Below are 22947 nucleotides of genomic sequence, written 5' to 3'. Positions count from 1 at the left end.
GGCGGCCGGACCGCGGTCAGTCCACGCTGCGCAGGACCAGGCCCGTGGCCGGTTTGGGGCCGAAGGACGTGGACTTGCGGGGCATCGTCACGCCCTGGCGGGCCAGCTCCCGTACGACCGACTCGCGTACCGGGTTCAGGAGGACGGCCGTGCCGCCGAGCCGCTCGGCCATCTCCACGGTGGCCTCGGTGTCGTGGATGTACGAGATCTGCTCGGGGGTGTCCGGTACGGCCCAGAGCGTGTCCAGCAGGGTCGCGTGGAGCACCGTGGCGTCCAGTCGGCGCCAGGCCTCGGGACGATCGCCGCGGACCGTGCGCTCGATGAGGGCCGGCTCGGGGTCGGTGATCAGGTGGAAGGTGCCGTCGCCGGTGACAAGGAAGGCGTTGCCGTGCTCCGCGGCTTCGGCCAGGGCCTCCATGGCGCGCGGCAGCGGGCCGTCGACCGCGCGGACCCGGAAGCCGCCGTCGAGGGCCGCCAGCGCCTCGGCGGGTGCCAGGCGTCGCAGCAGCCGGTGGATCGCGCGGACCTGGAGCGGGTAGCGGGCGGTGTCGACGAGGAGGACCAGCCCGAAGTCCCACGGGGTGGGGGAGCCGTGCTCCTCCTGGAGGCGCAGGTACGTCGCCCAGCGGTGGTGGCCGTCGGCGATGAGGGCCTGGCGGTCGCCCAGGTCGGCGGTGATCGCCGCCAGTTCGGTGGGGTCGGTGACGGCCCACAGCCGGTGCTGGAAACCGTCCTCGGTGGTGGTGGAGAACAGGGGGGTGCGCCGGGAGGTGCGCTCGACGACCGCGGCCGTGCCCGCCGCCGGGTCCGCACCCAGATAGGTCAGGAGCAGCGGTTCGAGGTTGGCCGAGGTGGCGCGCATCAGGCCGGCCCGGTCGGTGACCACGTGGGGCATGACGTCCTCGTGGGGCAGGACGATCCCGGCGTCGGCGGCGGAGAGGGCCAGGGCTCCGATGACGCCGCGCTGCAGCAGTCCGCCCTTGCGCTGCTCGTAGACGTAGAGCGCGGGCTCCGGGTCGGCGCTGAGGATCCCCTCGGCGAGCCAGTCCCGCAGGGTGTGCGCCGCCTGCTGGTTGCGCGCGGCGGGGGTGTCGGCCTGCGGAAGGATCAGGCGGACGATGTTGTGCGGGTCGGCGGACTCCAGGTGGTTGAGTCCGTCGGGGCGCACGACCACGTCGTACGGCGGTGAGGTGACGGCGGCCAGGCTGCCGACGCGCTCGGGTACATAACGCAGGCCATGGAACGGGATCAGGCGCAGTCCATGGTCCGCGGTGCCAGATGTGGTCATTGATGAATCGTAAGACCCGTCTCGCCATGCGGGATGATCGGGGGAGTACGTAAACCGGACAAGATCGATCTCCCCCAGCTTCCGCTGGGAGGGGCCAGGAGGAGCGGACACCATGACCCGGCAGAGCAGGACCAGTCCCGCGGGCAGTGAGCGGAGTCTGCACCAGGCGTACGACACGGCCCTGCTCGACCTCGACGGGGTGGTGTACGCGGGTGGGGAGGCCATCGCGCACGCCGTGGAATCGCTCGCGGCCGCGCGGGCCGACGGGATGCACCTGGCGTACGTCACGAACAACGCGCTGCGTACCCCGGACTCGGTGGCGGAACATCTGAGCGAACTCGGGATCCCGACGGAGGCGGGCGAGGTGATCACCTCCGCGCAAGCGGTGGCCCGTCTCATCGCCGAGCAGGTGGAACCGGGTTCCAAGGTGCTGGTGATCGGCGGCGAGGGGCTGCGGGTGGCGCTGCGCGAGCGTGGGCTGGTGCCGGTGGACTCCGCGGAGGAGGAGGGGCTCGCCGCGGTGGTCCAGGGGTACGGCGGGCCCGACCTGCAGTGGTCGCGGTTCGCGGAGGCCTCGTACGCGATCAACCGCGGGGTGCCGTGGTACGCCTCGAACACCGATCTGACGATCCCGGGGGCGCGGGGGATCGCACCGGGCAACGGGGCCGCCGTGGAGGTCGTACGGATCGCGACGGGCGCCGAGCCGCAGGTGGCGGGCAAGCCGCTGCCCCCGATGCACCGCGAGACGGTGCTGCGGACCGGTGCGGAGCGGCCGCTGGTGGTCGGGGACCGGTTGGACACCGACATCGAGGGCGCCTTCAACGGGGACGTGGACTCGCTGCTGGTGCTGACCGGGGTGACCGACGGGGCGCAGCTGCTGCGGGCCGAGCCGAAGTACCGGCCGACGTACGTGGACCGGGACCTGCGCGGGCTGCTGACGGGGCAGCCCGAGGTGGTGGCGGCCGGTGGGCCCGAGGGAGGCTTCCGCTGCGGGGGCTGGACCGCGGTCGTGCTGGACGGCGTACTGGAGCTGCGCTCCGGGGACGGCGGACAGCCGGACGCCATCGACGGGCTGCGGGCGCTGTGCGCGGCGGCCTGGACGTACGCCGGGGACGGCTCGTGCGGGCTGGAGGCGGGGAAGGCGCTGGCCAGGCTGGGTCTGTAGCCGGGACCTTGGTCCCGGCAGGAGGGGCTGTCAGCGGGCTCCGACCAGGGTGGAGGGTAGGCTAACCTAACTTAGTGTTGGTCGAGAGTCCCCCCGAAACGAGCGCGGCGCCCGTCGCCGCCACCCGCCCGCGCCACGGCGCGCGGGCCGCCGGTCTGCTCGCCGCCGTCGGCGTGCTCGCGCTGGTCGCGGTGGCGAGCATCGCCGTCGGCGCGAAACAGATGCCCCTCCACGAGGTCTGGCACGGCCTGTTCCACTACTCAGGGACGACCTCCGACGTCGTCGTACGGGACCTGCGCGTCCCGCGCACCGTACTCGGAGTGCTCGTCGGCCTCGGCCTCGGCCTGTCCGGCGCCGTGATGCAGGCGCTGACGCGCAATCCGCTGGCCGAGCCCGGGATCCTCGGCGTCAACGCCGGGGCCGCGGCCGCCGTCGTATCGGCCATCAGCTTCTTCGGGGCCACCTCGCTCGACGAGTTCGTGTGGTGGGCCTTCCTGGGCGCGGCCGTGGTCTCCGTCGTCGTGTACGTGCTCGGCGGCAGCCGCAGCGCCACGCCGGTGCGCCTGGCGCTCGCCGGTACGGCAGCCAGCGCCGCCCTCGTCGGGTACATCAACGCCGTGCAGCTGATGGACAGCAAGGCGTTGGACAGGCTCCGCTTCTGGACGGTCGGCTCGCTGGCATCCGCCAACATGGAGACCGTCAAGCAGGTGGCGCCCTTCCTGCTGGTCGGCGCCGCCCTCGCGCTCACGCTGGGCCGGCCGCTCAACGCCATGGCCATGGGCGACGACACGGCCCGGGCGCTCGGTGCGAACCTGACGCGGACCCGGATCGGCGCGGTGATCGCCATCACCCTGCTGTGCGGGGCCGCGACCGCCGCCTGCGGCCCGATCGTCTTCGTCGGCCTGATGATCCCGCACCTCGTACGGTTCTTCACCGGGCCGGACATGCGCTGGGTCCTCGCCTACTCGGCGGTCCTCTCGCCCGTACTGCTGCTCAGCGCCGATGTCATCGGCCGGGTCGTCACCCGGCCCGCCGAGCTCCAGGTCGGCATCGTCACGGCCCTCATCGGCGGACCCGTCTTCATCTACCTCGTCCGCCGCAAGAGGATGGCAGCGCTGTGACAGTGACCGACGCACCCCGGAAGGCGCGCAGGGGACGGCCCGGCCCCCGGCCGCTGCACCTGCCCGGCGGGATGTCGCTGCGCGTGGAGCGGCGCGCGCTGGGCGTGGGGGCGCTGCTCCTGGCGCTCGGGCTGGCCATGGCCGTGGTCCTCATCGGCACCGGGGACTTCGAGATCGCCCCGTGGGACGTCGTGCGGACGCTGATGGGCGATGGCACGCCCGCCCACGACTTCATCATCAACGACCTGCGGCTGCCGAGGGTGCTGGTCGCCGTTCTGGTCGGCGCGGCCCTCGGCATGGCCGGGGCCGTCTTCCAGTCGGTCTCGCGCAATCCGCTCGGCTCCCCGGACGTGCTCGGCTTCGGCTACGGCTCGGCCGTGGGCGCGCTGGTCGTCATCGTCCTTTTCAACGGCGGCGCCGGCCAGGTGGCCGTGGGCGCGCTGGTGGGCGGTCTGGTGGCCGGCCTGCTGGTCTACCTCCTCGCCTACAAGCAGGGCATCCACGGCTACCGGCTGGTTCTCGTCGGCATCGGTGCCTCCGCGATGCTGATCGCCGTCATCCAGTACCTGCTGACCAAGGCGCAGCTCGTCGAGGCCGCCCGCGCGATGGTCTGGCTGACCGGGTCGCTGGCCGGCCGGGACTGGGCCCAGGTGTGGCCGCTGCTCGCCAGTTGCGCGGTGCTGTTCCCGCTGATCCTCAGCCGCAGCCGGGCGCTGCGGATGATCGAGATGGGCGACGACGCGGCGTACGCCCTCGGCGTGCGGGTGGAGCGGACCCGGCTGCTGCTCATGGTGGCGGCGATCCTGCTCACCACCGCGGCCAGTGCCGCGGCCGGGCCCATCAGCTTCGTCGCGCTGGCCGCGCCGCAGCTGGCGCGCCGGCTGACCCGCTCGCCCGGGGCGGGCCTGCTGACCGGGGCGCTGATGGGCGCACTGCTGCTGCTGGTGTCCGACTGGGCCTCGCAGCGGGCCTTCGGCGCCGATCAGCTGCCGGTGGGGGTGGTGACGGGGCTGGTGGGCGGGGTCTACCTGCTGTGGCTGCTCGTCACCGAGCGCAGGGCGGGCCGGATATGAGGGACCAGAGCGGTATGAGCAACCAGAGGAGCAGGCAAGTGCAGCGGCTGACCGCGGAGAACGTGACCCTCGGATACGACCAGCGGGTCATCGCCGAGAACCTGTCGGTGGAGATCCCGGACAACTCCTTCACCGTGATCGTCGGCCCCAACGCCTGCGGCAAGTCCACCCTGCTGCGCGCCCTGTCGCGGATGCTGAAGCCCACGCGGGGGCGGGTGCTGCTGGACGGGCAGGCCATCGGGTCGATGCCGGCGAAGAAGGTCGCAAAGACGCTGGGCCTGCTGCCGCAGTCCTCGATCGCGCCCGACGGGATCACGGTGTCCGACCTGGTCTCGCGCGGCCGCTACCCGCACCAGGGCATGCTGCGGCAGTGGTCGGCCGAGGACGAGCGGATCGTGAACGAGTCGATGACCTCCACCGGGGTGGCGGAGCTGGCCGACCGGGCCGTGGACGAGCTGTCGGGCGGGCAGCGGCAGCGGGTGTGGATCGCGATGGCGCTGGCGCAGCAGACTCCGCTGCTGCTGCTGGACGAGCCGACCACCTATCTGGACATCCAGCACCAGATCGACGTACTGGACCTGTGCGCGGAGCTGCACGAGGAGCAGGGGCGGACGCTGGTCGCGGTGCTGCACGATCTGAACCACGCGGCCCGGTACGCGACGCACCTGATCGCGATGCGGGACGGGAAGGTCGTCGCGGAGGGACCGCCGGCCGAGGTGGTGACGGCGGAGCTGGTGGAGCGGGTGTTCGGGCTGCGGTGCCAGGTCATTCCCGACCCGGAGACGGGGACGCCGTTGGTGATTCCCGCGGCGCGGGCGGCCCGTTCGGTGGCTCGCGCCGGGTAGCCGACGGCGGAGGCTGGACGGCGGCGGGCCCTACAGCAGGCTCTTGAGCCTCAGGAGGTCGCGGAAGCCCGCCTCCAGGCGGATGCGGCCCGACGCCCAGGCCTTGGCGAACTTCAGGTCGCCCGCGACCAGGGCGACGAGGTCGTCACCGGTCATGGCGAGCCGGATCTCGGCCTTGGTGGACGGCGGCCCGGGGGCCACCGCGTCCACGCGGATCCGGCCCTCGTCGAGGCGGCCCGTGAACGTCCGGTCCAGGTCGGTGATGTGGCAGCTCAGCGAGCGGTCGAGCGCGGTCGCACCGCGCACGTCGCCTTCGGCGCGCGCCAGGTTGTCGGAGAGTTGGGCGAGTGCCGCACGGCACTCCTCGATCGTAGCCATGGTGATCCCGACCGTACCGCAGAGCCGTGCGTGGTCGGGTGCGCGGTACGGGGTAGCGTCGGGGCATGACCGAAGAAGTGCCCGACGTGTCGCAGGACCCGCCCCCGCAGGCCCCTGACGAGGTCCTGGGCGAGGCCTCGGACGAGGGGGCCGCGCCTGCCGGGCCGGTCGCGCTGGGCCTCGTACGCACGCCCACCGGGCACGCCGGGGTGGACGCGGGTCTGGAGCGACTGGCGGACGCGGACCACCTCCCGGCGGACGGACACCTCGAGGTGTACGAGGATGTGCACAGGGGGTTGCGCTCCGCGCTGACCGCGCTGGACGCGCCCACCGGCCCCCGTCCTCTCGAAAACAGGAGCTGAACCGAACGTGGCAGGAGTGGCACGCCGCCGCCTGGACGCCGAACTGGTACGCCGCAGCATGGCCCGCTCGCGCGAGCACGCCGCGCAGCTGATCGCCGCCGGCCGGGTGACGGTGGGCGGGAACACCGCGACCAAGGCGGCCACCCAGGTCGAGACCAGCGCGGCCCTCGTCGTCCTCAAGGACGACAGCGACCCGGACTACGTCTCCCGGGGCGGCCACAAGCTGGCGGGCGCGCTGGCGGCCTTCCAGCCGCAGGGACTGCGCGTGGAGGGCCGCCGGGCGCTGGACGCGGGCGCCTCGACCGGTGGATTCACCGATGTGCTGCTGCGCGCCGGGGTCACCCACGTGATGGCCGTCGACGTCGGCTACGGGCAGCTCGCCTGGTCGCTGCAGAGCGACGACCGGGTCACCGTCAAGGACCGGACGAACGTGCGCGAGCTGACGGTCGAACAGCTCGAAGGGGTCCCCGTGGACCTGGTCGTCGGCGACCTGTCGTTCATCTCGATCGGCCTGGTGCTGCCGGCGCTCGTACGCTGCTGCGCGCCCGACGCGGATCTGGTGCTGATGGTCAAGCCGCAGTTCGAGGTGGGCAAGGACCGGCTCGGCAGCGGCGGTGTGGTGCGCAGCCCGGAACTGCGGACGGAGGCCGTACGGGACGTCGCGGCGCAGGCGTGGAAGCTGGGCCTGGGCGTGGTCGGGGTGACGGCGAGTCCGCTGCCGGGCCCTTCGGGCAACGTCGAGTATTTTCTGTGGCTGCGGGCGGGGGCACCGGTACTCGACCCGGCGGATGTCGAACGTGCAGTGGCGGAGGGGCCGCAGTGACCAGTTTGTCGGAGGAATCAGCACAGTCGGGGGAGTCGGCGGAGCCGCGGGCACGGACCGTGTTCCTGCTCGCGCACACCGGGCGGCCGGCGGCCATCCGCAGCGCCGAGCTGGTCGTGCAGGGTCTGCTGCGCAGCGGGCTGGGCGTACGGGTGCTGCGGCACGAGGCGGTGGACCTGCCGCTGCCGGCCGAGGTGGAGCTGGTGGCCGAGTCGGAGTGCACGCCGGAGGTGCTCGACGGCTGCGAGCTGCTGATCGTGCTGGGCGGCGACGGGACCCTGCTGCGTGGTGCGGAGTTCGCGCGCGGCTCGGGGGTGCCGATGCTCGGCGTCAACCTGGGCCGGGTGGGCTTCCTCGCGGAGGCCGAGCGGGACGACCTGGACAAGGTCGTGGACCGGGTCGTGACGCGGGAGTACGAGGTCGAGGAGCGGATGACCCTCGATGTGATCGTGCGGACCAACGGTGACGTGGTGCACCGGGACTGGGCGCTGAACGAGGCGGCCGTTCAGAAGGTGTCCCCGGAGCGGATGCTGGAGGTGGTCCTGGAGATCGACGGACGCCCGGTGTCCGGCTTCGGCTGTGACGGGATCGTCTGCGCGACCCCGACGGGTTCGACGGCGTACGCCTTCTCGGCCGGCGGGCCGGTGGTCTGGCCGGAGGTGGAGGCGCTGCTGATGGTGCCGATCAGCGCGCACGCGCTGTTCGCGAAGCCGCTGGTGACCTCGCCGGACTCGGTGCTGGCGGTGGAGGTGCAGACCGGGACCCCGCACGGGGTGCTGTGGTGCGACGGACGGCGGACGGTGGAGCTGCCGGCCGGGGCCCGCGTGGAGGTTCGGCGGGGGACGGTGCCGGTGCGGCTCGCGCGGCTACACCACGCGTCGTTCACGGACCGGCTCGTCGCGAAGTTCGCGCTTCCGGTGTCGGGGTGGCGCGGGGCGCCGCACTAGTCCACCGCGGGTTCGCCACGGGTTCGGTACGGGCCTGGTACGGGTCCCGTGAGGCTCCCGCACCGGTCCCGTACGGCGTGTGTACGTAAATAGCATGACTGTTCGAGCGGCTCTGGGCGGGTGACGTCACATGGCACCCGTGAAACCTCGGTATCGTCGTCCCGTGCTTGAGGAGATGCGGATACGGTCGCTCGGGGTCATCGACGACGCTGTGGTCGAGCTGTCGCCCGGCTTCACGGCGGTGACCGGCGAGACCGGCGCGGGCAAGACCATGGTCGTCACCAGCCTCGGGCTGCTGCTCGGCGGGCGCGCCGACCCGGCCCTGGTGCGGATCGGGGCAAAAGCGGCGGTCGTCGAAGGGCGCATCGTCATGCGTCCGGACGCCCCCGCCGCCCTGCGCGCCGAGGAGGCCGGTGCCGAGCTCGACGACGGCGCCCTGCTGATCAGCCGGACCGTCTCCGCCGAGGGCCGCTCGCGCGCCCACGTGGGCGGCCGCTCCGTACCCGTCGGGCTGCTCGCCGAACTCGCCGACGACCTCGTCGCCGTGCACGGCCAGACCGACCAGCAGGGCCTGCTCCGGCCGGCCCGGCAGCGGCAGGCCCTCGACCGGTACGCGGGCGACGCCGTGGCCGTCCCGCTGGAGAAGTACGCCGCCGCCCACCGGCGGCTGCGGGCCGCCGCCGAAGAGCTGGAGGAGATCACCACCCGGGCCCGGGAGCGCGCCCAGGAGGCCGATCTGCTGCGCTTCGGGCTGGACGAGATCGCCGCCGTGGAGCCGCTCGCGGGCGAGGACACCGAGCTGGCGGCGGAGGCGGAGCGCCTCGGCCACGCCGAATCCCTGTCCTCGGCCGCGCAGGTCGCGCACGCGGCCCTCGCCGGCAACGTCGAGGACCCGGAGGGCATCGACGCGGGCGCCCTCGTCGCCGGGGCGCACCGCGCGCTGGAATCCGTACGCTCCCACGACCCGGCGCTCGGCGCCCTCGCCGAGCGGATCGGGGAACTGGGCATCCTGCTCGGGGACGTGGCCGGGGAACTGGCCGGGTACGCGGACGACTTGGACGCCGATCCGCTGCGCCTCGCGGCCGTGGAGGAGCGGCGGGCGGCGCTGACCCAGCTGACCCGGAAGTACGGCTCCGCCGGGAACGCCGGGAACACCGTTGACTCGGTGCTGGAGTGGGCCGAGCGGGGTTCCGAACGGCTGCTGGAGCTGGACGGCGACGACGAGCGGATCGGGGAACTGACCGCGGAGCGCGACGGACTGCGGCTGGAACTCTCCGCACTGGCGCAGGCGTTGACCGATGCGCGCGGCGAGGCGGCGACCCGCTTCGCGGCGGCGGTCACCGAGGAGCTGGCCTCGCTGGCGATGCCGCACGCGCGGGTCACCATCGATGTCCGCCAGACCGAGGACCCCGACGGGGTCGAGGTCGGCGGCCGCTTCGTCGCGTACGGGCCCTCGGGCACGGACGAGGTCGAACTGCTGCTGGCCCCGCACCCCGGTGCCCAGCCGCGGCCGATCGCCAAGGGCGCCTCGGGAGGTGAGCTGTCCCGCGTGATGCTGGCCGTGGAGGTCGTCTTCGCGGGCTCCGACCCGGTGCCGACGTACCTCTTCGACGAGGTCGACGCGGGCGTCGGCGGCAAGGCGGCCATCGAGGTCGGGCGGCGGCTGGCGAAGCTGGCCAAGTCGGCGCAGGTGGTGGTCGTCACGCACCTGCCGCAGGTGGCGGCCTTCGCGGACCGTCAGCTGCTGGTCGAGAAGACCAACGACGGGTCCGTGACCAGGAGCGGGGTCACCGTCCTGGAGGGCGAGGACCGGATCCGCGAGCTGTCGCGGATGCTGGCCGGCCACGAGGACTCGGTGTCGGCGCGGGCGCACGCGGAGGAGTTGCTGGCGGCCGCGCAGGCTTCGGTCTGACCGGTGGCCCCGGCGGAGGCTCAAGCGGTGTCCCCGGCGGCGGCGACGTCAGCGTGCTGACGCCCGGCTAGCCCGTGTGGGTGAGGATCGGGGGGTCCGGGCGGTTTCTCACACGGGATCCGCACCCGTATGGTCCCGGAACGCGCGTGCGGACTGGCATTCTGGGCGACGTCTCTGCCCCCCTCACCCTGGAGCTTCGGCCCGTGAGCAGCTCCCCGGTACCGGTCCCCGTCCTTCGCACCGTCCAGGTACTCGGCGGTGCGAGCGGTGGTGCGCACGTGCGGTCGCTGGCCACCGGGCTCGCCGCGCGCGGCGTACGGGTCACCGTGTGCGCGCCCGTCGAAACCGAGGGGGAGTACGACTTCACCGGCGCCGGCGCGCGGTTCACCCCGGACGCGGTGAGCGCGCTGCGGGCCGCGTGCGTCGAGGCCGACGTGGTGCACGCGCACGGCGTACGGGCGGGCATGCGCGCGGCGCTGGCCCTGCGCGGGCGGCGGGTACCGCTGGTCGTCAGCTGGCACGGCGGCGGCCCCGGCGCGGGCCGGCTGAGCCTGCTGCTGGAACGGCACGTGGCCCGCGCGGCCGCGGTCGTACTCGGGGCTTCCTCGGCGCAGGTCGATCTGGCCCGGCTGCGGGGGGCGCGGGACGCGCGGCTGGCGGCGGTGGCGGTGCCGGCGGGACCGTCGGAACCGGCGGCCGCACCGGACCCGGGGAAGGCGCGGGCGGAACTGGGCGCGGTCGAAAGGCCGTTGCTGATCGCGGTCGGGAGCCTGGTGCGGCGGCGCGGGTACTCCGTACTGCTGGACGCGGCGCGGGCGTGGCGGGCGCTGGACCCGGTGCCGTTGCTGGTGATCGCGGGGGAGGGCCCGATGCGGGCGGAACTCGCCCGGCGCATCGAGGCGGAGGGGCTGCCGGTACGACTGCTCGGGCGCCGGCGGGACGCGGCGCGGCTGCTGGCGGCGGCGGACGTCGCGGTGCTGCCGAGCCGGTGGGAGGCGCGGTCGCCGCTGGCGCAGGAGGCCCTGCGGGTCGGGGTGCCGTTGGTGGCGACGGCGGTGGGCGGGGTGCCGGAGCTGGTGGGGGAGGCGGGTGTGCTGGTGCCGTACGGGGACGCGGGGGCGCTGGCCGCTGCGGTGTCCGGGCTGCTCGGTGATCCCGCGCGGCGGGAGGCGCTGGCCTCGGCGGGGCGGGCGCAGGCGGCGACGTGGCCGTCGGAGGACGACACGGTGGCGCAGGTCCTGTCCGTGTACGACGAACTGATGTCCCGGCGCCGATAGCCTCACGGCGCCGGGCCCAGCACACCGCTGCGGCCCCTCCGGCGTTTGCGTAGCCCCAGGAGCCCAGAGCACGGCCCGTGGGCCCGGCGGGGTCCGGGCAGGGCCCGGGGAACGGGCGAGGGCCCGGGGAACGGGCGAGGGGCGGGTAGGGGACCTCCGCCCCGCAGGGCCGGACCACCCGCACCCGCCCACCGGCCCCGAGCCGGACCGGCGGTGACGGCACCCGGGAGGGACGCGTCAAGAAGACGTGGTGTGGCGGCGGGCGCGCAGGGCCAGGCTCAGGGAGAGCACCGTCTCCGGGTCGTCCAGGTCCGCGCCCAGGAGCTCCGAGATACGGGCCAGCCGGTTGTACAGGGTCTGGCGGTTCAGGTGCAGCTCGCGCGCGGTCTCCGCCTTGCGGCCCGCGTGGGCCAGGTACGTCTCCAGCGTCGGGAGCAGCGGCGGCCGGGAGACCGTGTCGTGGACCCGCAGCGCCCCGATCGCGCGGTCCACGAAGGCCGCCAGGTCGGGGTGTTCGCGCAGCCGCCACAACAGGAGATCGATGTCCAGGCGGCGGGCGTCGTACCAGGGCCGGGCCGGGAGCCCGTGCGCGGCCGTGGCGGTCTCGGCGGCATGGCGCAGACCGGCCGAGGCCGCCGCCCAGCTGCCGCTGACGCCGACGACCACCGCGGGCGCGGCCCCCGCCCGGTCCAGGCCCGCCCGCTCGACGCCGGCCCGGAGCGCCGCCGCGACCCGGTCCGCCACCGTGGTGCGTTCGGAGTCGGTGCGGAGGGAGATCAGGAGGGGGACCCGGCCCTCCACCGGGCGGACGCCGAGCAGCACGGGGACGCCGACCGAGGCGAGTTCCTCCAGGACCGCCCGGGCCAGGACGGCCCAGTTGCCCGACGGGCCCAGGTCCGAGGACAGCCGCATGACCACGGGCAGGAGCGGACCCGACCCCGGCTTGAAGCCCAGTACGCGGGCCTGGGCGGGGGCGTCCTCCGCCGAGATCCGGCCCTCCGCCAGGTCGGTCAGGAAGTCGCCGCGGCCGCGCGCCGCCAGCTCGTCCTCCTGCCGGGCCTGCATCAGGACGACGGCCAGCACGCCCGCCGTCCGCTCCGCGGCCATCCGGTGCACGGGCAGCAGCGGGGCCGACACGCCCAGCAGGACGAGCCGCGCCCGGACCGACCCCGTGCCGTGGCCGCCGCCCGGGACGTCGACCACCACGGCGTTGCCGGACGGCTCCGCGTCACGCTGGCCCCGTAGGCCCTCCCAGACCTGGAGCGGGTCCGCCGCGGCCTCGCCGGAGACCGGGCCGGCCGCGTACAGCAGCTGGCCGTCGGGGGTCTCCAGGAAGACCGGGTTCGCCGTGAAGTCGGCCAGGATGTGCAGTACTTGGGGGATCCCACCGCCGCCCAGCAGGGCTTCGGTGCAGCGCCGGTGGACTTCCTCGGCCCGCTGGAGCAGGGCGTAGTGGCCGTTGACGATCTCGGTGTGGACCTCCTCCGTCACCGTGACGAAGGGGACCTCCCGGTGGAGCTGGACCAGCGGGAGACCGACGGCGCGGGCCGTCTCCACGATGGTGGCGGGCAGCCTGCTGAAGCGCGGCCCCAGCTCGACGACCAGCGCGGCGATGCCGCGGTCCGCGAGGCGGCGCACGAAGGCGCGCTGTTCGGCGGGGCGGGTACCGAGACCGAGGCCGGTGGTCAGCAGCAGTTCGCCGCCCTTCAGCAGGGACGCGATGTTGGGGACCTCGCCCGCGTGCACCCAGCGCACGTTCCGCCCGAGCCGGTCGGCGCAGGCCACCACCTCCGGGAGACCGCTGCGCAGCCCCGGCAGCTCCAGCGCCCGCTGAACCGTGATCCCGCCCTGGTTGTCCATATCGCGGACCGTACCGGCCGCCCGGTTCCCGAGGCTACCCGGGCTTGATGTTGTGGTTGAAGCGGAAGACGTTGTCGGGGTCGTACTGCCGCTTCACCGCGCCCAGCCGGGTCAGGTTCCGCTCGCCGAGCCCGGCCGCCACCCGCTGCGGACCCTCGTCGCCGGTGAAGTTGAGGTAGACCGCGCCCGTGCTCCAGGGCCGTACGTCGGCCCGTACGTCCTTGACCCACTGGCGGCACCGGTCGTCCTCGGCCGGGTCCGCCCAGACCGCGAAGGGATGCACGGCCCACGGCGAGTCCCGGTACGGGACCGGGAACTCCGGGGGCCCCGTGGCGATGGCCCCGCCCAGCGGGAACATCACGTGCTGGGTCCCGGTCGGCACCGGCATCCCGGAGGCGCGGGCGCAGAACACGTCCACCAGCGCGTCGGGCAGCCCGGTCAGGTACTCCGCCGACCAGTAGTTCCGCATGCCCGGCGGGTCGTCCATCATGCACTGGAGGTCCGCGTACGGGATCGCGGTCAGCACCTCGGCCGCGTGCGGCAGTGCCAGCAGGGGCCGGACGAGTTCGCGCAGGTCCTCCTCGCTGCCCGCGTACGTCACCAGCGCGCCCGCCAGCAGGGTCCCGACCAGGTGCTCCGGTACGAAGGGCTCCGGCGGGCCGGTCATGTAGATCATGCCGCCGCTCAGCTCGGGTCCGGCGGCCTCGACGAGGTCCCGGTACGCGCGCAGCACCTCGGGGCCGGACTCCGGCGGGTAGAGCAGCAGGCACATCGCGAACCGGGGGAGCTCGTGCAGGCGCAGCGTCAGGGAGGTGGCCACGCCGAAGTTCCCGCCACCGCCGTGCAGGGCCCAGAACAGTTCGGGGGAGTCCTCGGCGGTCGCGGTGACGGTGCTCCCGTCGGCGGTGACCAGGTCCACGCCGAGCAGGTTGTCCACGGCCAGGCCGAAGTCGCGGTCGAGCCAGCCGGAGCCCCCGCCGAGTACGAAGCCACCGACACCGGTCGTGGAGACGCGGCCGCCCGTGGTGGCCAGGCCGTAGGGCTGGCAGGCCCGGTCCAGGTGGCTCATCAGCGCGCCGCCGCCGACCCGTACGGCCTTCGCCCCCGGGTGCACGGTGACCTCGTTCATCCGGCGCATGTCGACCACCACACCGCCGTCGTTGAGCGACATCCCGGCCACGCTGTGCCCACCGCCGCGTACGGCGACGGGGAGGTCGAGCTCGCGGGCGAAGCGGACGGCGGTGACGACGTCCGCCTCGCTCTCGCACCGGGCGATGACCGCCGGGCGGCGGTCGACCATCGCGTTGAAGACCGTGCGGGCCTCGTCGTAGTCCGGGTCGTCGGGGGTGAGGACCTCGCCGGCCAGGTCCTCACGGAGCGCGGCCACCGCCGTGCCCGCCTTCGAAGTGGGAGCCATCGCCGCACCTCTTCCGCGCCGGGAGGGCATAGGACACCTCCAGCCTAGGCGGGGCGCGGCGGACGGGCGCGGCGAAGGCGCGGGGGCCGAGGCAGGGCCGGGCGGCGTCAGCCCCGTCCTGGGCCCCGCCGCTCGGCCCGGCCTCCCGCGGCCAGCCCCGTCGGTCCCCGCTCCCCGTCAGCCCCCGTACGCCCCGCTCGCCGTCAGCCGCAGGGCCGTGTCGATCAGGGGGACGTGGCTGAACGCCTGGGGGAAGTTGCCGACCTGGCGCTGGAGCCGCGGGTCCCACTCCTCCGCCAGGAGGCCCAGGTCGTTGCGGAGCGACAGCAGCTTCTCGAAGAGGCGGCGGGCCTCGTCGACGCGGCCGATCATGGCCAGGTCGTCGGCCATCCAGAACGAGCACGCGAGGAAGGCCCCCTCGTCGCCCTCCAGACCGTCCACACCCGCCTCCGCGCCCGCCGTCGGGTAGCGCAGGATGAACCCGTCGGTGGTCGACAGCTCGCGCTGGATCGCCTCGATCGTGCCGATCACCCGCTTGTCGTCCGGCGGCAGGAAGCCCATCTGCGGGATCAGCAGGAGGGAGGCGTCCAGCTCCCTCGACCCGTAGGACTGGGTGAACGTGTTGCGCTCCTTGTCGTAGCCCTTCTCGCACACGTCCTGGTGGATCTCGTCGCGCAGTTCCCGCCACCGCTCCAGCGGCCCGTCCGCGTCCCCGCTCTCGATCAGCTTGATCGTGCGGTCCACGGCCACCCAGGCCATCACCTTGGAGTGCACGAAGTGCCGTCGTGGCCCGCGCACCTCCCAGATGCCCTCGTCGGGCTGGTCCCAGTGGGTCTCCAGGTAGCGGATCAGCTTGAGCTGGAGCAGCGAGGCGTAGTCGTTGCGGGCCAGGCCGGTCATGTGGCCCAGGTGCAGGGCCTCGGTGACCTCGCCGTACACGTCGAGCTGGAGCTGGCCGGCGGCGCCGTTGCCGACCCGGACCGGGCTGGAGTTCTCGTAGCCCGGCAGCCAGTCCAGCTCGGTCTCGCCGAGTTCCCGCTCGCCCGCGATCCCGTACATGATCTGCAGGTTCTCCGGGTCGCCGGCCACCGCGCGCAGCAGCCACTCGCGCCAGGCGCGGGCCTCCTCGCGGTAGCCGGTGCGCAGCAGCGAGGAGAGGGTGATGGCGGCGTCGCGCAGCCAGGTGTAGCGGTAGTCCCAGTTCCGCACGCCGCCGATCTCCTCCGGGAGGGAGGTGGTCGGCGCGGCGACGATCCCGCCCGTGGGGGCGTACGTGAGGGCCTTGAGGGTGATCAGGGAGCGGATCACCGCCTCCCGGTAGGGGCCGTGGTACGTGCACTGCTCGACCCACTCGCGCCAGAAGTCGGTGGTCGCCTCCAGGGCCTCCTCGGCCCCGGGCGCCACCGGGGGCTCCTTGTGCGAGGGCTGCCAGCTGATGCAGAAGGCCATCCGGTCGCCCGGGCCGACGGTGAAGTCGGAGTACGTGGTCAGGTCCTTGCCGTAGGTCTGCGCCTCGGTGTCCAGCCAGACGGAATCAGGGCCCGCGACGGCCACGGTGCGCCCGTCGACCTTGTGCACCCAGGGCACGACCCGGCCGTAGCTGAAGCGCATGCGCAGTGCGGAGCGCATCGGGACGCGGCCGCTGATGCCCTCCACGATGCGGATGATCTGCGGTGCGTGGTCCTCGCGCGGCGGCATGAAGTCGATCACGCGGACTGTGCCGCGCGGGGTGTCCCACTCGGACTCCAGGACCAGCGAGTCCCCGCGGTAGCGGCGCCGGGTGGCGCGCGGGGGCTCGGCGCCGGCCGGGGTGGCCGGGCCGATCCGCCAGAACCCGTGTTCCTCGGTGCCGAGAATGCTCGCGAAGACGGCATGGGAGTCGAAGCGTGGCAGGCACAACCAGTCCACCGCCCCGTCCCGGCAGACCAAAGCCGCGGTCTGCATGTCGCCGATCAGTGCGTAATCCTCGATGCGCCCGGACACGTTGCATCTCCAGTCGAACAGCCACGTCCGCCCCGAAGGGCGCTTGCATTGCGCGAAGGCGCGGTTTTCCGGTGGTGACGGATCGCCGCGTTGAGCCCATGATTCCGGAACCGGACGGGTTACGCCGTTCGCGGGGCCGCTCAGCAAGGATCTGATCGAGATCCGAGCAGGACAAGACCGCACCCTAGTGATCCTCGTCAGCCTGGGGACAACGAGGTTCGGCCGAACGGGTGAGCAGGGGCGATGCTGCCGTGACAGGCCCCACGAACGGCCCCGCCGCGTGGCCGGAGGCGGACCGGCCCGGGCGCTGATAGGCTGGTATCCCGTGGACCGGTGGTCTGCCTGTGCGAATCAGGAGCCCCGAAACCGCAGCTTCGGCGCCCCCTGAGACCCCTCCGGTTCGACGGTGGAAGGCGCCGGACGCACCTCACCTCGCGACCACGGGAGCCCCCTCTTGGCGATGCCGCCCAAATCCATGACGACCAAGCACATCTTCGTCACCGGGGGTGTCGCTTCCTCCCTCGGCAAGGGCCTGACGGCCTCCAGCCTGGGTGCGCTGCTGAAGGCGCGCGGTCTGCGGGTCACGATGCAGAAGCTCGACCCGTACCTGAACGTCGACCCCGGCACGATGAACCCGTTCCAGCACGGCGAGGTGTTCGTCACCAACGACGGCGCCGAGACCGACCTGGACATCGGTCACTACGAGCGCTTCCTCGACGTCGACCTCGACGGCTCGGCCAACGTCACCACCGGCCAGGTCTACTCGCAGGTCATCGCCAAGGAGCGGCGCGGCGAGTACCTCGGTGACACCGTGCAGGTCATCCCGCACATCACCAACGAGATCAAGCACCGCATCCGCCGGATGGCGACCGCGGACGTCGACGTGGTCATCACCGAGGTCGGCGGCACCGTCGGCGACATCGAGTCGCTGCCGTTCCTGGAGACGGTCCGCCAGGTCCGCCACGAGGTCGGCCGCGACAACGTCTTCGTCGTGCACATCTCGCTGCTGCCCTACATCGGCCCCTCCGGCGAGCTGAAGACCAAGCCCACCCAGCACTCGGTCGCGGCCCTGCGCAACATCGGCATCCAGCCCGACGCCATCGTGCTGCGCGCCGACCGTGAGGTCCCCACCTCCATCAAGCGCAAGATCTCGCTGATGTGCGACGTCGACGAGGAAGCCGTGGTCGCGGCGATCGACGCCAAGTCGATCTACGACATCCCCAAGGTGCTGCACACCGAGGGCCTGGACGCGTACGTCGTGCGCAAGCTCGACCTGCCGTTCCGTGACGTCAACTGGACGGTGTGGGAGGACCTGCTGGACCGGGTCCACAACCCCGACCACGAGGTCAAGGTCGCGCTCGTCGGCAAGTACATCGACCTGCCGGACGCCTACCTGTCGGTGACCGAGGCGCTGCGCGCCGGCGGTTTCGCCAACAGGGCCCGCGTCGAGATCAAGTGGGTCACCTCCGACGACTGCAAGACCCCGGCGGAAGCCGCGGCGCAGCTGTCCGACGTGGACGCGATCTGCGTGCCCGGCGGCTTCGGTGACCGCGGTGTCAACGGCAAGGTCGGCGCCATCACCTACGCCCGGGAGAACAAGATCCCACTGCTGGGCCTGTGCCTGGGCCTGCAGTGCGTGGTCATCGAGGCCGCACGGAACCTCGCGGGCATCGCGGACGCGAACTCCACCGAGTTCGACGCGTCCACGCCGAACCCGGTGATCTCCACGATGGAGGAGCAGCTGGCCTTCGTCGAGGGCGCGGGCGACCTGGGCGGCACCATGCGCCTGGGCATGTACCCGGCGAAGCTCGCCGAGGGTTCCATCGTGCGCGAGGTCTACGGAGACCAGGCGTACGTGGACGAGCGTCACCGCCACCGCTACGAGGTCAACAACGCGTACCGCGGCGAGCTGGAGAAGAAGGCCGGCCTGGTCTTCTCCGGCACCTCCCCGGACAACAAGCTGGTCGAGTACGTCGAGTACCCGCGCGAGGTGCACCCCTACCTGGTGGCCACCCAGGCCCACCCGGAGCTGCGCTCGCGTCCGACGCGCCCGCACCCGCTGTTCGCGGGTCTGGTCAAGGCTGCCGTGGAGCGGCAGCAGGCCGCGAAGTAGCCGTGGGGCGGCCCACCGGGCCGACCGCATAACGTAGGCAGCCGGGGTACGGAGATCCGTACCCCGGCTGTCGCGCGTTGTGGAGGGCTTCGGGGCATGGAGATCAAGGACACGGCGGAATCCTGGGAGACGGTGTCGACCGCGCGGCCGTTCCAGGGCGCGAAGACGGCGGTGGCCTCGGACGGGGTGAGGATGCCGGACGGGTCCGTGGCCCGGCGCGACTACCAGGTGCACCCCGGGTCGGTGTGCGTGCTGGCCCTGGACGACGAGGGGCGGGTGCTGGTGCTGAGCCAGTACCGCCACCCGGTGCGGCGGCGGCTGTGGGAGCTCCCGGCGGGCCTGCTGGACGTGGTGGGGGAGAACCCGCTGCACGGGGCCCAGCGCGAGCTGTACGAGGAGGCCCACGTCAAGGCCGCGGACTGGCGGGTGCTGGCCGACTTCTACGCGTCCCCCGGAGGCTCGGACGAGGCGATCCGGATCTTCCTCGCGCGGGACGTGTCGGAGGCGGACGGCGAGCGGTACGCGGAGTCCGGGTCGGAGGAGGCCGACATGGAGGTGACGTGGGCGCCGCTGCCCGAGCTGGTACGCGGGATCCTGGCGGGCGAGCTGGGCAATCCCGGGATGGTGACGGGCGTGCTCGCCCTGTCGGCGGCCCTCGCCTCAGAGCGGGGCCTGGACTCGCTGCGCCCCGCCCAGGCTCCCTGGCCGGCCCGGCCGTACGAGGCGTAGCCCCGGCCGCGGTGGTCGTGCGACCCACAGGCCGGGCCGACGGTCCCCCGCGGTGTCGCCCCGGGGACCGGCCCCCGGCCCCCTACCTCGATCGCCGGCGTGGTGGCGCGGTGCCGTACCCGCCCGTGTGAGCGGCGTGTCGGGGATTAGGACGACCATCGGTTGATCCGATCGGGCGATTTGTCCGCCACGCTCCACCCTGCCCGTCGCTCTGCGTGAACTACGCTCGCAATCCGAAGGCAGCGAGAGGAGCGGATCCGTGACGGATTTCGTCGGGCGGCGGCGTGAGCTCAAGGAGCTCCGCGAGGACATCGCGCGAACCGGGCTCGACACCCTCTCCGGCCGCAAGGCCAAGTCGCCGCGGGCCCGGGTGCTGCTCGTCGCAGGGCGCCCGGGATCGGGCCGCACCGCCCTCGCCGAGGCGCTGGTGCGCGAGATCGCCGAGGACTACCCCGACGGCGTCCTGCGGGTCCGCCTCACCGTCCCCACCGGCGAGAGCGTCCCCACCGAGCGGGCCGTGCGCACCCTCCTGGAGGGGCTCGGCCGGCCCACCCCGCCCGGCGCCGCCGAGGACGAGCTCAGCTCCGCGCTCCGCACGGCCCTCGACGGCCGGCGGATGGTCCTCCTCGTCGACGACGCCGCCGACCCGCACCAGGTCGACGCCCTGCTGCCGGACACCCCGGACTGCCTGGTCGTCGTCACCGCCGAGGGCCCCCTGACCGGGATTCCGGATGTCCGCCCCTGCACCCTCGGCGGCCTCGAGACCCACTCGGCGGTCCGCATGCTCGTCCAGCGCATCGGGGACATCCGCGTGGCCAACGACCCGCGCGCCGCCGAGGCCCTCGCCGAGGAGTGCGGCGGCCAGCCCGCGGCGCTCGCCCTGGCGGGAGGCTGGCTCGCCGCGCGCCCCAAGGCCTCCGTGGCGGACGTGGCCAAACAGCTCCACGACATGCCCGCCGGTGTCGGCGGCCCCCTCGCCCGGACCTTCCGGCTGGTCTACGAATCCCTCCCGCAACCCGCCCAGCGGACCCTGCGGCTGCTTCCGCTTGCCCCCGCCGGGCTCGTCGACTCGCACGTCGCCTCCGCCCTCGCGGGCTGCTCCGTGGCCGCCGCGCAGTCGATCCTGGAGGACTTCGCCGCGCTGGGCCTGCTCCGGTCGGCCCACGACGGGCTGTTCCTGCTCCCCGGCTGCCTCGCGCCCCTGCTCCAGGCCCTGCTGGAGGCCAAGGAGCGCCCGGCCGAGGTCCAGCTGGCCCGGGCCCGGATGCTGGAGCGCACCGTACGGCTGCTGCTCTCCTGTGAGGCCATGGCGCAGGAGTCCGGCGAGGAGCCCATCGGCCCCGTCGGTCCGCCGGAGAAGCTGGACGCGATCCCGCGCGCGCTGCGCTTCGCCGACCGGCGGGCCGCCGCGACCTGGCTGGACACCCGGCTGCCCGCCCTGTCCGCCGCGGCCTCCCTGGCGGTGGCCGACGGGGAGCTGGACACCCTGGCCCGCAGGCTCGTGGCGGCGCTCGCCCGGGCCCTGTCCGAGCATCGGGGCACCGCCGGGGCCGCCCCCGAGCTCTACGGGCTGCACCGGCTCGTCCTGGACGTGGCCGAGCGGCGCGACCTGCACCGGGAACAGGCCGCCGCGCTGCTGAACCTGGCCGACCTGGACGCCGAGACCGGCCGTACGCAGGAGGCGCTGGAGCGCTACCGGGCGGCGCTGGACGCCGGAAAGGCGGCGAAGGATCCGTACGCGGCGGGCCGCGCGATGGAATCCGTAGGCGGTGCGTACCAGGAGCTCACCGACTGGCACCGGGCCTCCGACTGGTTCGGCCGGGCCCTGTCCCACGCCCTCGCGCGGGGGGAGCGGGCGGACGAGGCACGGCTGTACGGGCGGCTGGGGAACGTGCACACGTACGCGGGCCGGTACGGGGAGGCGCTGCGGAGCTGGCGGGCGGCCTCGGCCGGGTACCGGAAGCTGGCCGATGTCCCGGGCCAGGCAAAGGCGTTGAGCGAGATGGCACGGATCCAGGAGTACGCGGGGCGGCCCGAGGAGTCGCTGCACACCTGCCGGGAGGCGGTGGAGCTCGCGCGCAGGGCCGGGGACCTGCGGCTTCAGGCCGCGCTGCAGGTGCGTCTGGCCGACACGCTGGACCGGCTCGGCGATCCCGCAGCTGCCAGGCTGCACAGGTCCGCGGCCGACAGATTGCTGGGAGACGACCCTGCAGCCTGCGAAATCCGTAGTGGTTCCGACTGAGATTATTGCTTTGCAAGGCTAGACAGCAGCTCGTCCTTCATTAGACTGGGTTCACCAGGTCAGTCCCTGGCGCATCCCGTTGCGTGTTCTTGTAAACGGGTTTGTATGGAAGTACCCCGAAACATCCCCTGAGCCAAGGACCGTGAGCCACGATGAAGGTCGGCATCCCCCGCGAGGTCAAGAACAACGAGTTCCGGGTCGCCATCACGCCCGCCGGCGTGCATGAGCTGGTCCGGGGCGGCCACCAGGTCTTCATCGAGCAGAACGCCGGTGTGGGTTCCTCGATCACGGACGCCGAGTACGTCTCGGCCGGCGCCGAGATCCTCGGTACCGCCGACGAGGTCTGGGCCACCGCCGACCTGCTGCTGAAGGTCAAGGAGCCCATCGCCCAGGAGTACCACCGCCTCCGCAAGGACCAGACGCTCTTCACCTACCTGCACCTCGCGGCCTCCCGCGAGTGCACGGACGCCCTGCTGGAGTCCGGTACCACCGCCATCGCGTACGAGACGGTCGAGCTCGCCAACCGCGCGCTCCCGCTGCTCGCCCCGATGTCCGAGGTCGCGGGCCGCCTGGCCCCGCAGGTCGGCGCCTACCACCTGATGCGCTCGGTCGGCGGCCGCGGCGTGCTCCCCGGCGGCGTCCCCGGCACCCACGCCGGCGAGTGCGTGGTCATCGGCGGCGGCGTCTCCGGTTGGAACGCCGTGCAGATCGCCGTCGGCATGGGCTTCCACGTGACCCTGCTGGACCGCGACATCAACAAGCTCCGCGAGGCCGACAAGATCTTCGGCACGAAGATCAAGACGATCGTCTCCAACGCCTACGAGCTGGAGAAGGCCGTCATCGAGGCCGACCTCGTCGTCGGCGCGGTGCTGATCCCGGGTGCGAAGGCCCCGAAGCTGGTCACCAACGAGCTCGTCGCCAAGATGAAGCCCGGAAGTGTCCTTGTCGACATTGCGATCGACCAGGGCGGCTGCTTCGAGGACTCCCGTCCGACCACTCACGCCGAGCCGACCTTCGAGGTCCACAACTCGGTCTTCTACTGCGTCGCCAACATGCCGGGCGCGGTGCCGAACACCTCCACCTACGCGCTGACCAACGCCACGCTGCCCTACATCGTGCAGCTCGCGAACCTCGGCTGGGTCGAGGCGCTGCGTCGTGACCCGGCGCTCGCGCTGGGCCTCAACACCCATGACGGCCAGGTCGTTTACGGTCCGGTCGCCGAGGCGCACGGTCTCCCGACCCTCGCGCTGAACACGCTTCTCGGCTGAGTCGTCAACGACTGACGTCAATCTCACGTATCCGGCCGGACCTTGCTCGCGAGGTCCGGCCGGAGGTGTTCGCGAGGCTGCCGACGGGGCCGCTCAACTCGCCTCGAACGTAACCCTTTAACCCTTTCGCGCACCCGCGAAACT

Annotated in this window: 18 protein-coding genes; 13 read left to right on the top strand and 5 right to left on the bottom strand. The window is 73.1% G+C overall.

Annotated features, from left to right (window positions below):
- Positions 1 to 16: 16 nt before the first annotated feature.
- Positions 17 to 1288 carry a DUF1015 domain-containing protein gene (locus OG389_RS08780; protein WP_328297899.1) on the bottom strand — a complete coding sequence of 424 codons (1272 nt, stop codon included), beginning with the start codon at positions 1286 to 1288 and terminating at the stop codon, positions 17 to 19.
- Positions 1289 to 1400: 112 nt separating this feature from the next.
- Here OG389_RS08780 and OG389_RS08775 point away from each other — a divergent pair, with 112 nt between their 5' ends.
- The 4 genes from OG389_RS08775 (at position 1401) to OG389_RS08760 (ending at position 5492) form a co-directional block, all read left to right on the top strand.
- Positions 1401 to 2453: an HAD-IIA family hydrolase gene (locus OG389_RS08775; RefSeq protein WP_328297898.1), complete on the top strand. Its 1053-nt coding sequence runs from the start codon at positions 1401 to 1403 to the stop codon at positions 2451 to 2453.
- 74 nt (positions 2454 to 2527) lie between these two features.
- Entirely contained in the window at positions 2528 to 3574 is a 1047-nt protein-coding gene (locus tag OG389_RS08770; protein WP_328297897.1) for a FecCD family ABC transporter permease, read from the top strand.
- A gap of 71 nt (positions 3575 to 3645) precedes the next feature.
- Positions 3646 to 4647 carry a FecCD family ABC transporter permease gene (locus tag OG389_RS08765; RefSeq protein ID WP_328303621.1) on the top strand — a complete coding sequence of 334 codons (1002 nt, stop codon included), beginning with the start codon at positions 3646 to 3648 and terminating at the stop codon, positions 4645 to 4647.
- Complete coding sequence (locus OG389_RS08760) at positions 4644 to 5492, top strand: ABC transporter ATP-binding protein (RefSeq protein ID WP_328297896.1); 849 nt, start codon at positions 4644 to 4646, stop codon at positions 5490 to 5492. The genes OG389_RS08765 and OG389_RS08760 overlap by 4 nt, the downstream gene beginning before the upstream one ends.
- A 30-nt stretch (positions 5493 to 5522) precedes the next feature.
- Here the strand turns inward: OG389_RS08760 and OG389_RS08755 are convergent, their stop codons facing one another.
- Entirely contained in the window at positions 5523 to 5870 is a 348-nt protein-coding gene (locus OG389_RS08755; RefSeq protein ID WP_328297895.1) for an SCP2 sterol-binding domain-containing protein, read from the bottom strand.
- A 65-nt stretch (positions 5871 to 5935) separates the two neighbouring features.
- On the opposite strand from OG389_RS08755, the gene OG389_RS08750 reads away from it, so the two are divergent.
- From OG389_RS08750 to OG389_RS08730, 5 genes are all read left to right on the top strand, one after another.
- On the top strand, positions 5936 to 6232 hold the full coding sequence (locus OG389_RS08750; RefSeq protein WP_328297894.1) for a hypothetical protein: 297 nt from the start codon (positions 5936 to 5938) through the stop codon (positions 6230 to 6232).
- A 7-nt stretch (positions 6233 to 6239) separates the two neighbouring features.
- Positions 6240 to 7055: a TlyA family RNA methyltransferase gene (locus OG389_RS08745; RefSeq protein WP_328297893.1), complete on the top strand. Its 816-nt coding sequence runs from the start codon at positions 6240 to 6242 to the stop codon at positions 7053 to 7055.
- Positions 7052 to 8002 (top strand): NAD kinase, encoded by a 951-nt coding sequence (locus OG389_RS08740; RefSeq protein WP_328297892.1) that lies wholly within the window; start codon positions 7052 to 7054, stop codon positions 8000 to 8002. The genes OG389_RS08745 and OG389_RS08740 overlap by 4 nt, the downstream gene beginning before the upstream one ends.
- Positions 8003 to 8177: 175 nt before the next feature.
- Positions 8178 to 9914, top strand: a complete 1737-nt coding sequence (gene recN / locus OG389_RS08735) for a DNA repair protein RecN (protein ID WP_328303619.1) — start codon at positions 8178 to 8180, stop codon at positions 9912 to 9914.
- Between the two features lie 203 nt (positions 9915 to 10117).
- Positions 10118 to 11191: a glycosyltransferase family 4 protein gene (locus OG389_RS08730; protein WP_328297891.1), complete on the top strand. Its 1074-nt coding sequence runs from the start codon at positions 10118 to 10120 to the stop codon at positions 11189 to 11191.
- Between the two features lie 237 nt (positions 11192 to 11428).
- On the opposite strand, the gene OG389_RS08725 is transcribed toward OG389_RS08730, so the two are convergent.
- From OG389_RS08725 to OG389_RS08715, 3 genes are all read right to left on the bottom strand, one after another.
- Positions 11429 to 13051, bottom strand: coding sequence for a PucR family transcriptional regulator (locus OG389_RS08725; protein WP_328297890.1), 1623 nt, complete (start codon positions 13049 to 13051; stop codon positions 11429 to 11431).
- 34 nt (positions 13052 to 13085) lie between these two features.
- The gene (locus OG389_RS08720) at positions 13086 to 14468 is read right to left on the bottom strand and encodes an FAD-binding oxidoreductase (protein ID WP_328297889.1); all 1383 of its coding nucleotides are present in this window, start codon (positions 14466 to 14468) and stop codon (positions 13086 to 13088) included.
- A 177-nt stretch (positions 14469 to 14645) separates the two neighbouring features.
- Positions 14646 to 16451 carry a glycoside hydrolase family 15 protein gene (locus OG389_RS08715; RefSeq protein WP_328297888.1) on the bottom strand — a complete coding sequence of 602 codons (1806 nt, stop codon included), beginning with the start codon at positions 16449 to 16451 and terminating at the stop codon, positions 14646 to 14648.
- 460 nt (positions 16452 to 16911) lie between these two features.
- Here OG389_RS08715 and OG389_RS08710 point away from each other — a divergent pair, with 460 nt between their 5' ends.
- The 4 genes from OG389_RS08710 (at position 16912) to ald (ending at position 22803) form a co-directional block, all read left to right on the top strand.
- Positions 16912 to 18564 carry a CTP synthase gene (locus OG389_RS08710; RefSeq protein ID WP_328297887.1) on the top strand — a complete coding sequence of 551 codons (1653 nt, stop codon included), beginning with the start codon at positions 16912 to 16914 and terminating at the stop codon, positions 18562 to 18564.
- A gap of 96 nt (positions 18565 to 18660) precedes the next feature.
- Positions 18661 to 19293, top strand: coding sequence for an NUDIX hydrolase (locus tag OG389_RS08705; RefSeq protein WP_328297886.1), 633 nt, complete (start codon positions 18661 to 18663; stop codon positions 19291 to 19293).
- Positions 19294 to 19552: 259 nt separating this feature from the next.
- Entirely contained in the window at positions 19553 to 21535 is a 1983-nt protein-coding gene (locus OG389_RS08700; RefSeq protein WP_328297885.1) for an AAA family ATPase, read from the top strand.
- Positions 21536 to 21687: 152 nt separating this feature from the next.
- Positions 21688 to 22803: an alanine dehydrogenase gene (ald, locus tag OG389_RS08695; protein WP_328297884.1), complete on the top strand. Its 1116-nt coding sequence runs from the start codon at positions 21688 to 21690 to the stop codon at positions 22801 to 22803.
- Positions 22804 to 22947: the final 144 nt, after the last annotated feature.

Source organism: Streptomyces sp. NBC_00435 (assembly GCF_036014235.1).
GTDB lineage: Bacteria > Actinomycetota > Actinomycetes > Streptomycetales > Streptomycetaceae > Streptomyces.
This window is presented reverse-complemented; position numbering and strand designations above follow the sequence as displayed.

Coding starts and splice junctions, on each gene's coding strand:
- OG389_RS08780 (WP_328297899.1), bottom strand. CDS start 1,288: ATGACCACATCTGGCACCGCGGACCATGGACTGCGCCTGATCCCGTTC.
- OG389_RS08760 (WP_328297896.1), top strand. CDS start 4,644: ATGAGGGACCAGAGCGGTATGAGCAACCAGAGGAGCAGGCAAGTGCAG.
- OG389_RS08755 (WP_328297895.1), bottom strand. CDS start 5,870: ATGGCTACGATCGAGGAGTGCCGTGCGGCACTCGCCCAACTCTCCGAC.
- OG389_RS08720 (WP_328297889.1), bottom strand. CDS start 14,468: ATGGCTCCCACTTCGAAGGCGGGCACGGCGGTGGCCGCGCTCCGTGAG.
- OG389_RS08710 (WP_328297887.1), top strand. CDS start 16,912: ATGCCGCCCAAATCCATGACGACCAAGCACATCTTCGTCACCGGGGGT.
- OG389_RS08775 (WP_328297898.1), top strand. CDS start 1,401: ATGACCCGGCAGAGCAGGACCAGTCCCGCGGGCAGTGAGCGGAGTCTG.
- OG389_RS08750 (WP_328297894.1), top strand. CDS start 5,936: ATGACCGAAGAAGTGCCCGACGTGTCGCAGGACCCGCCCCCGCAGGCC.
- OG389_RS08765 (WP_328303621.1), top strand. CDS start 3,646: ATGTCGCTGCGCGTGGAGCGGCGCGCGCTGGGCGTGGGGGCGCTGCTC.
- OG389_RS08705 (WP_328297886.1), top strand. CDS start 18,661: ATGGAGATCAAGGACACGGCGGAATCCTGGGAGACGGTGTCGACCGCG.
- OG389_RS08725 (WP_328297890.1), bottom strand. CDS start 13,051: ATGGACAACCAGGGCGGGATCACGGTTCAGCGGGCGCTGGAGCTGCCG.
- ald (WP_328297884.1), top strand. CDS start 21,688: ATGAAGGTCGGCATCCCCCGCGAGGTCAAGAACAACGAGTTCCGGGTC.
- recN (WP_328303619.1), top strand. CDS start 8,178: ATGCGGATACGGTCGCTCGGGGTCATCGACGACGCTGTGGTCGAGCTG.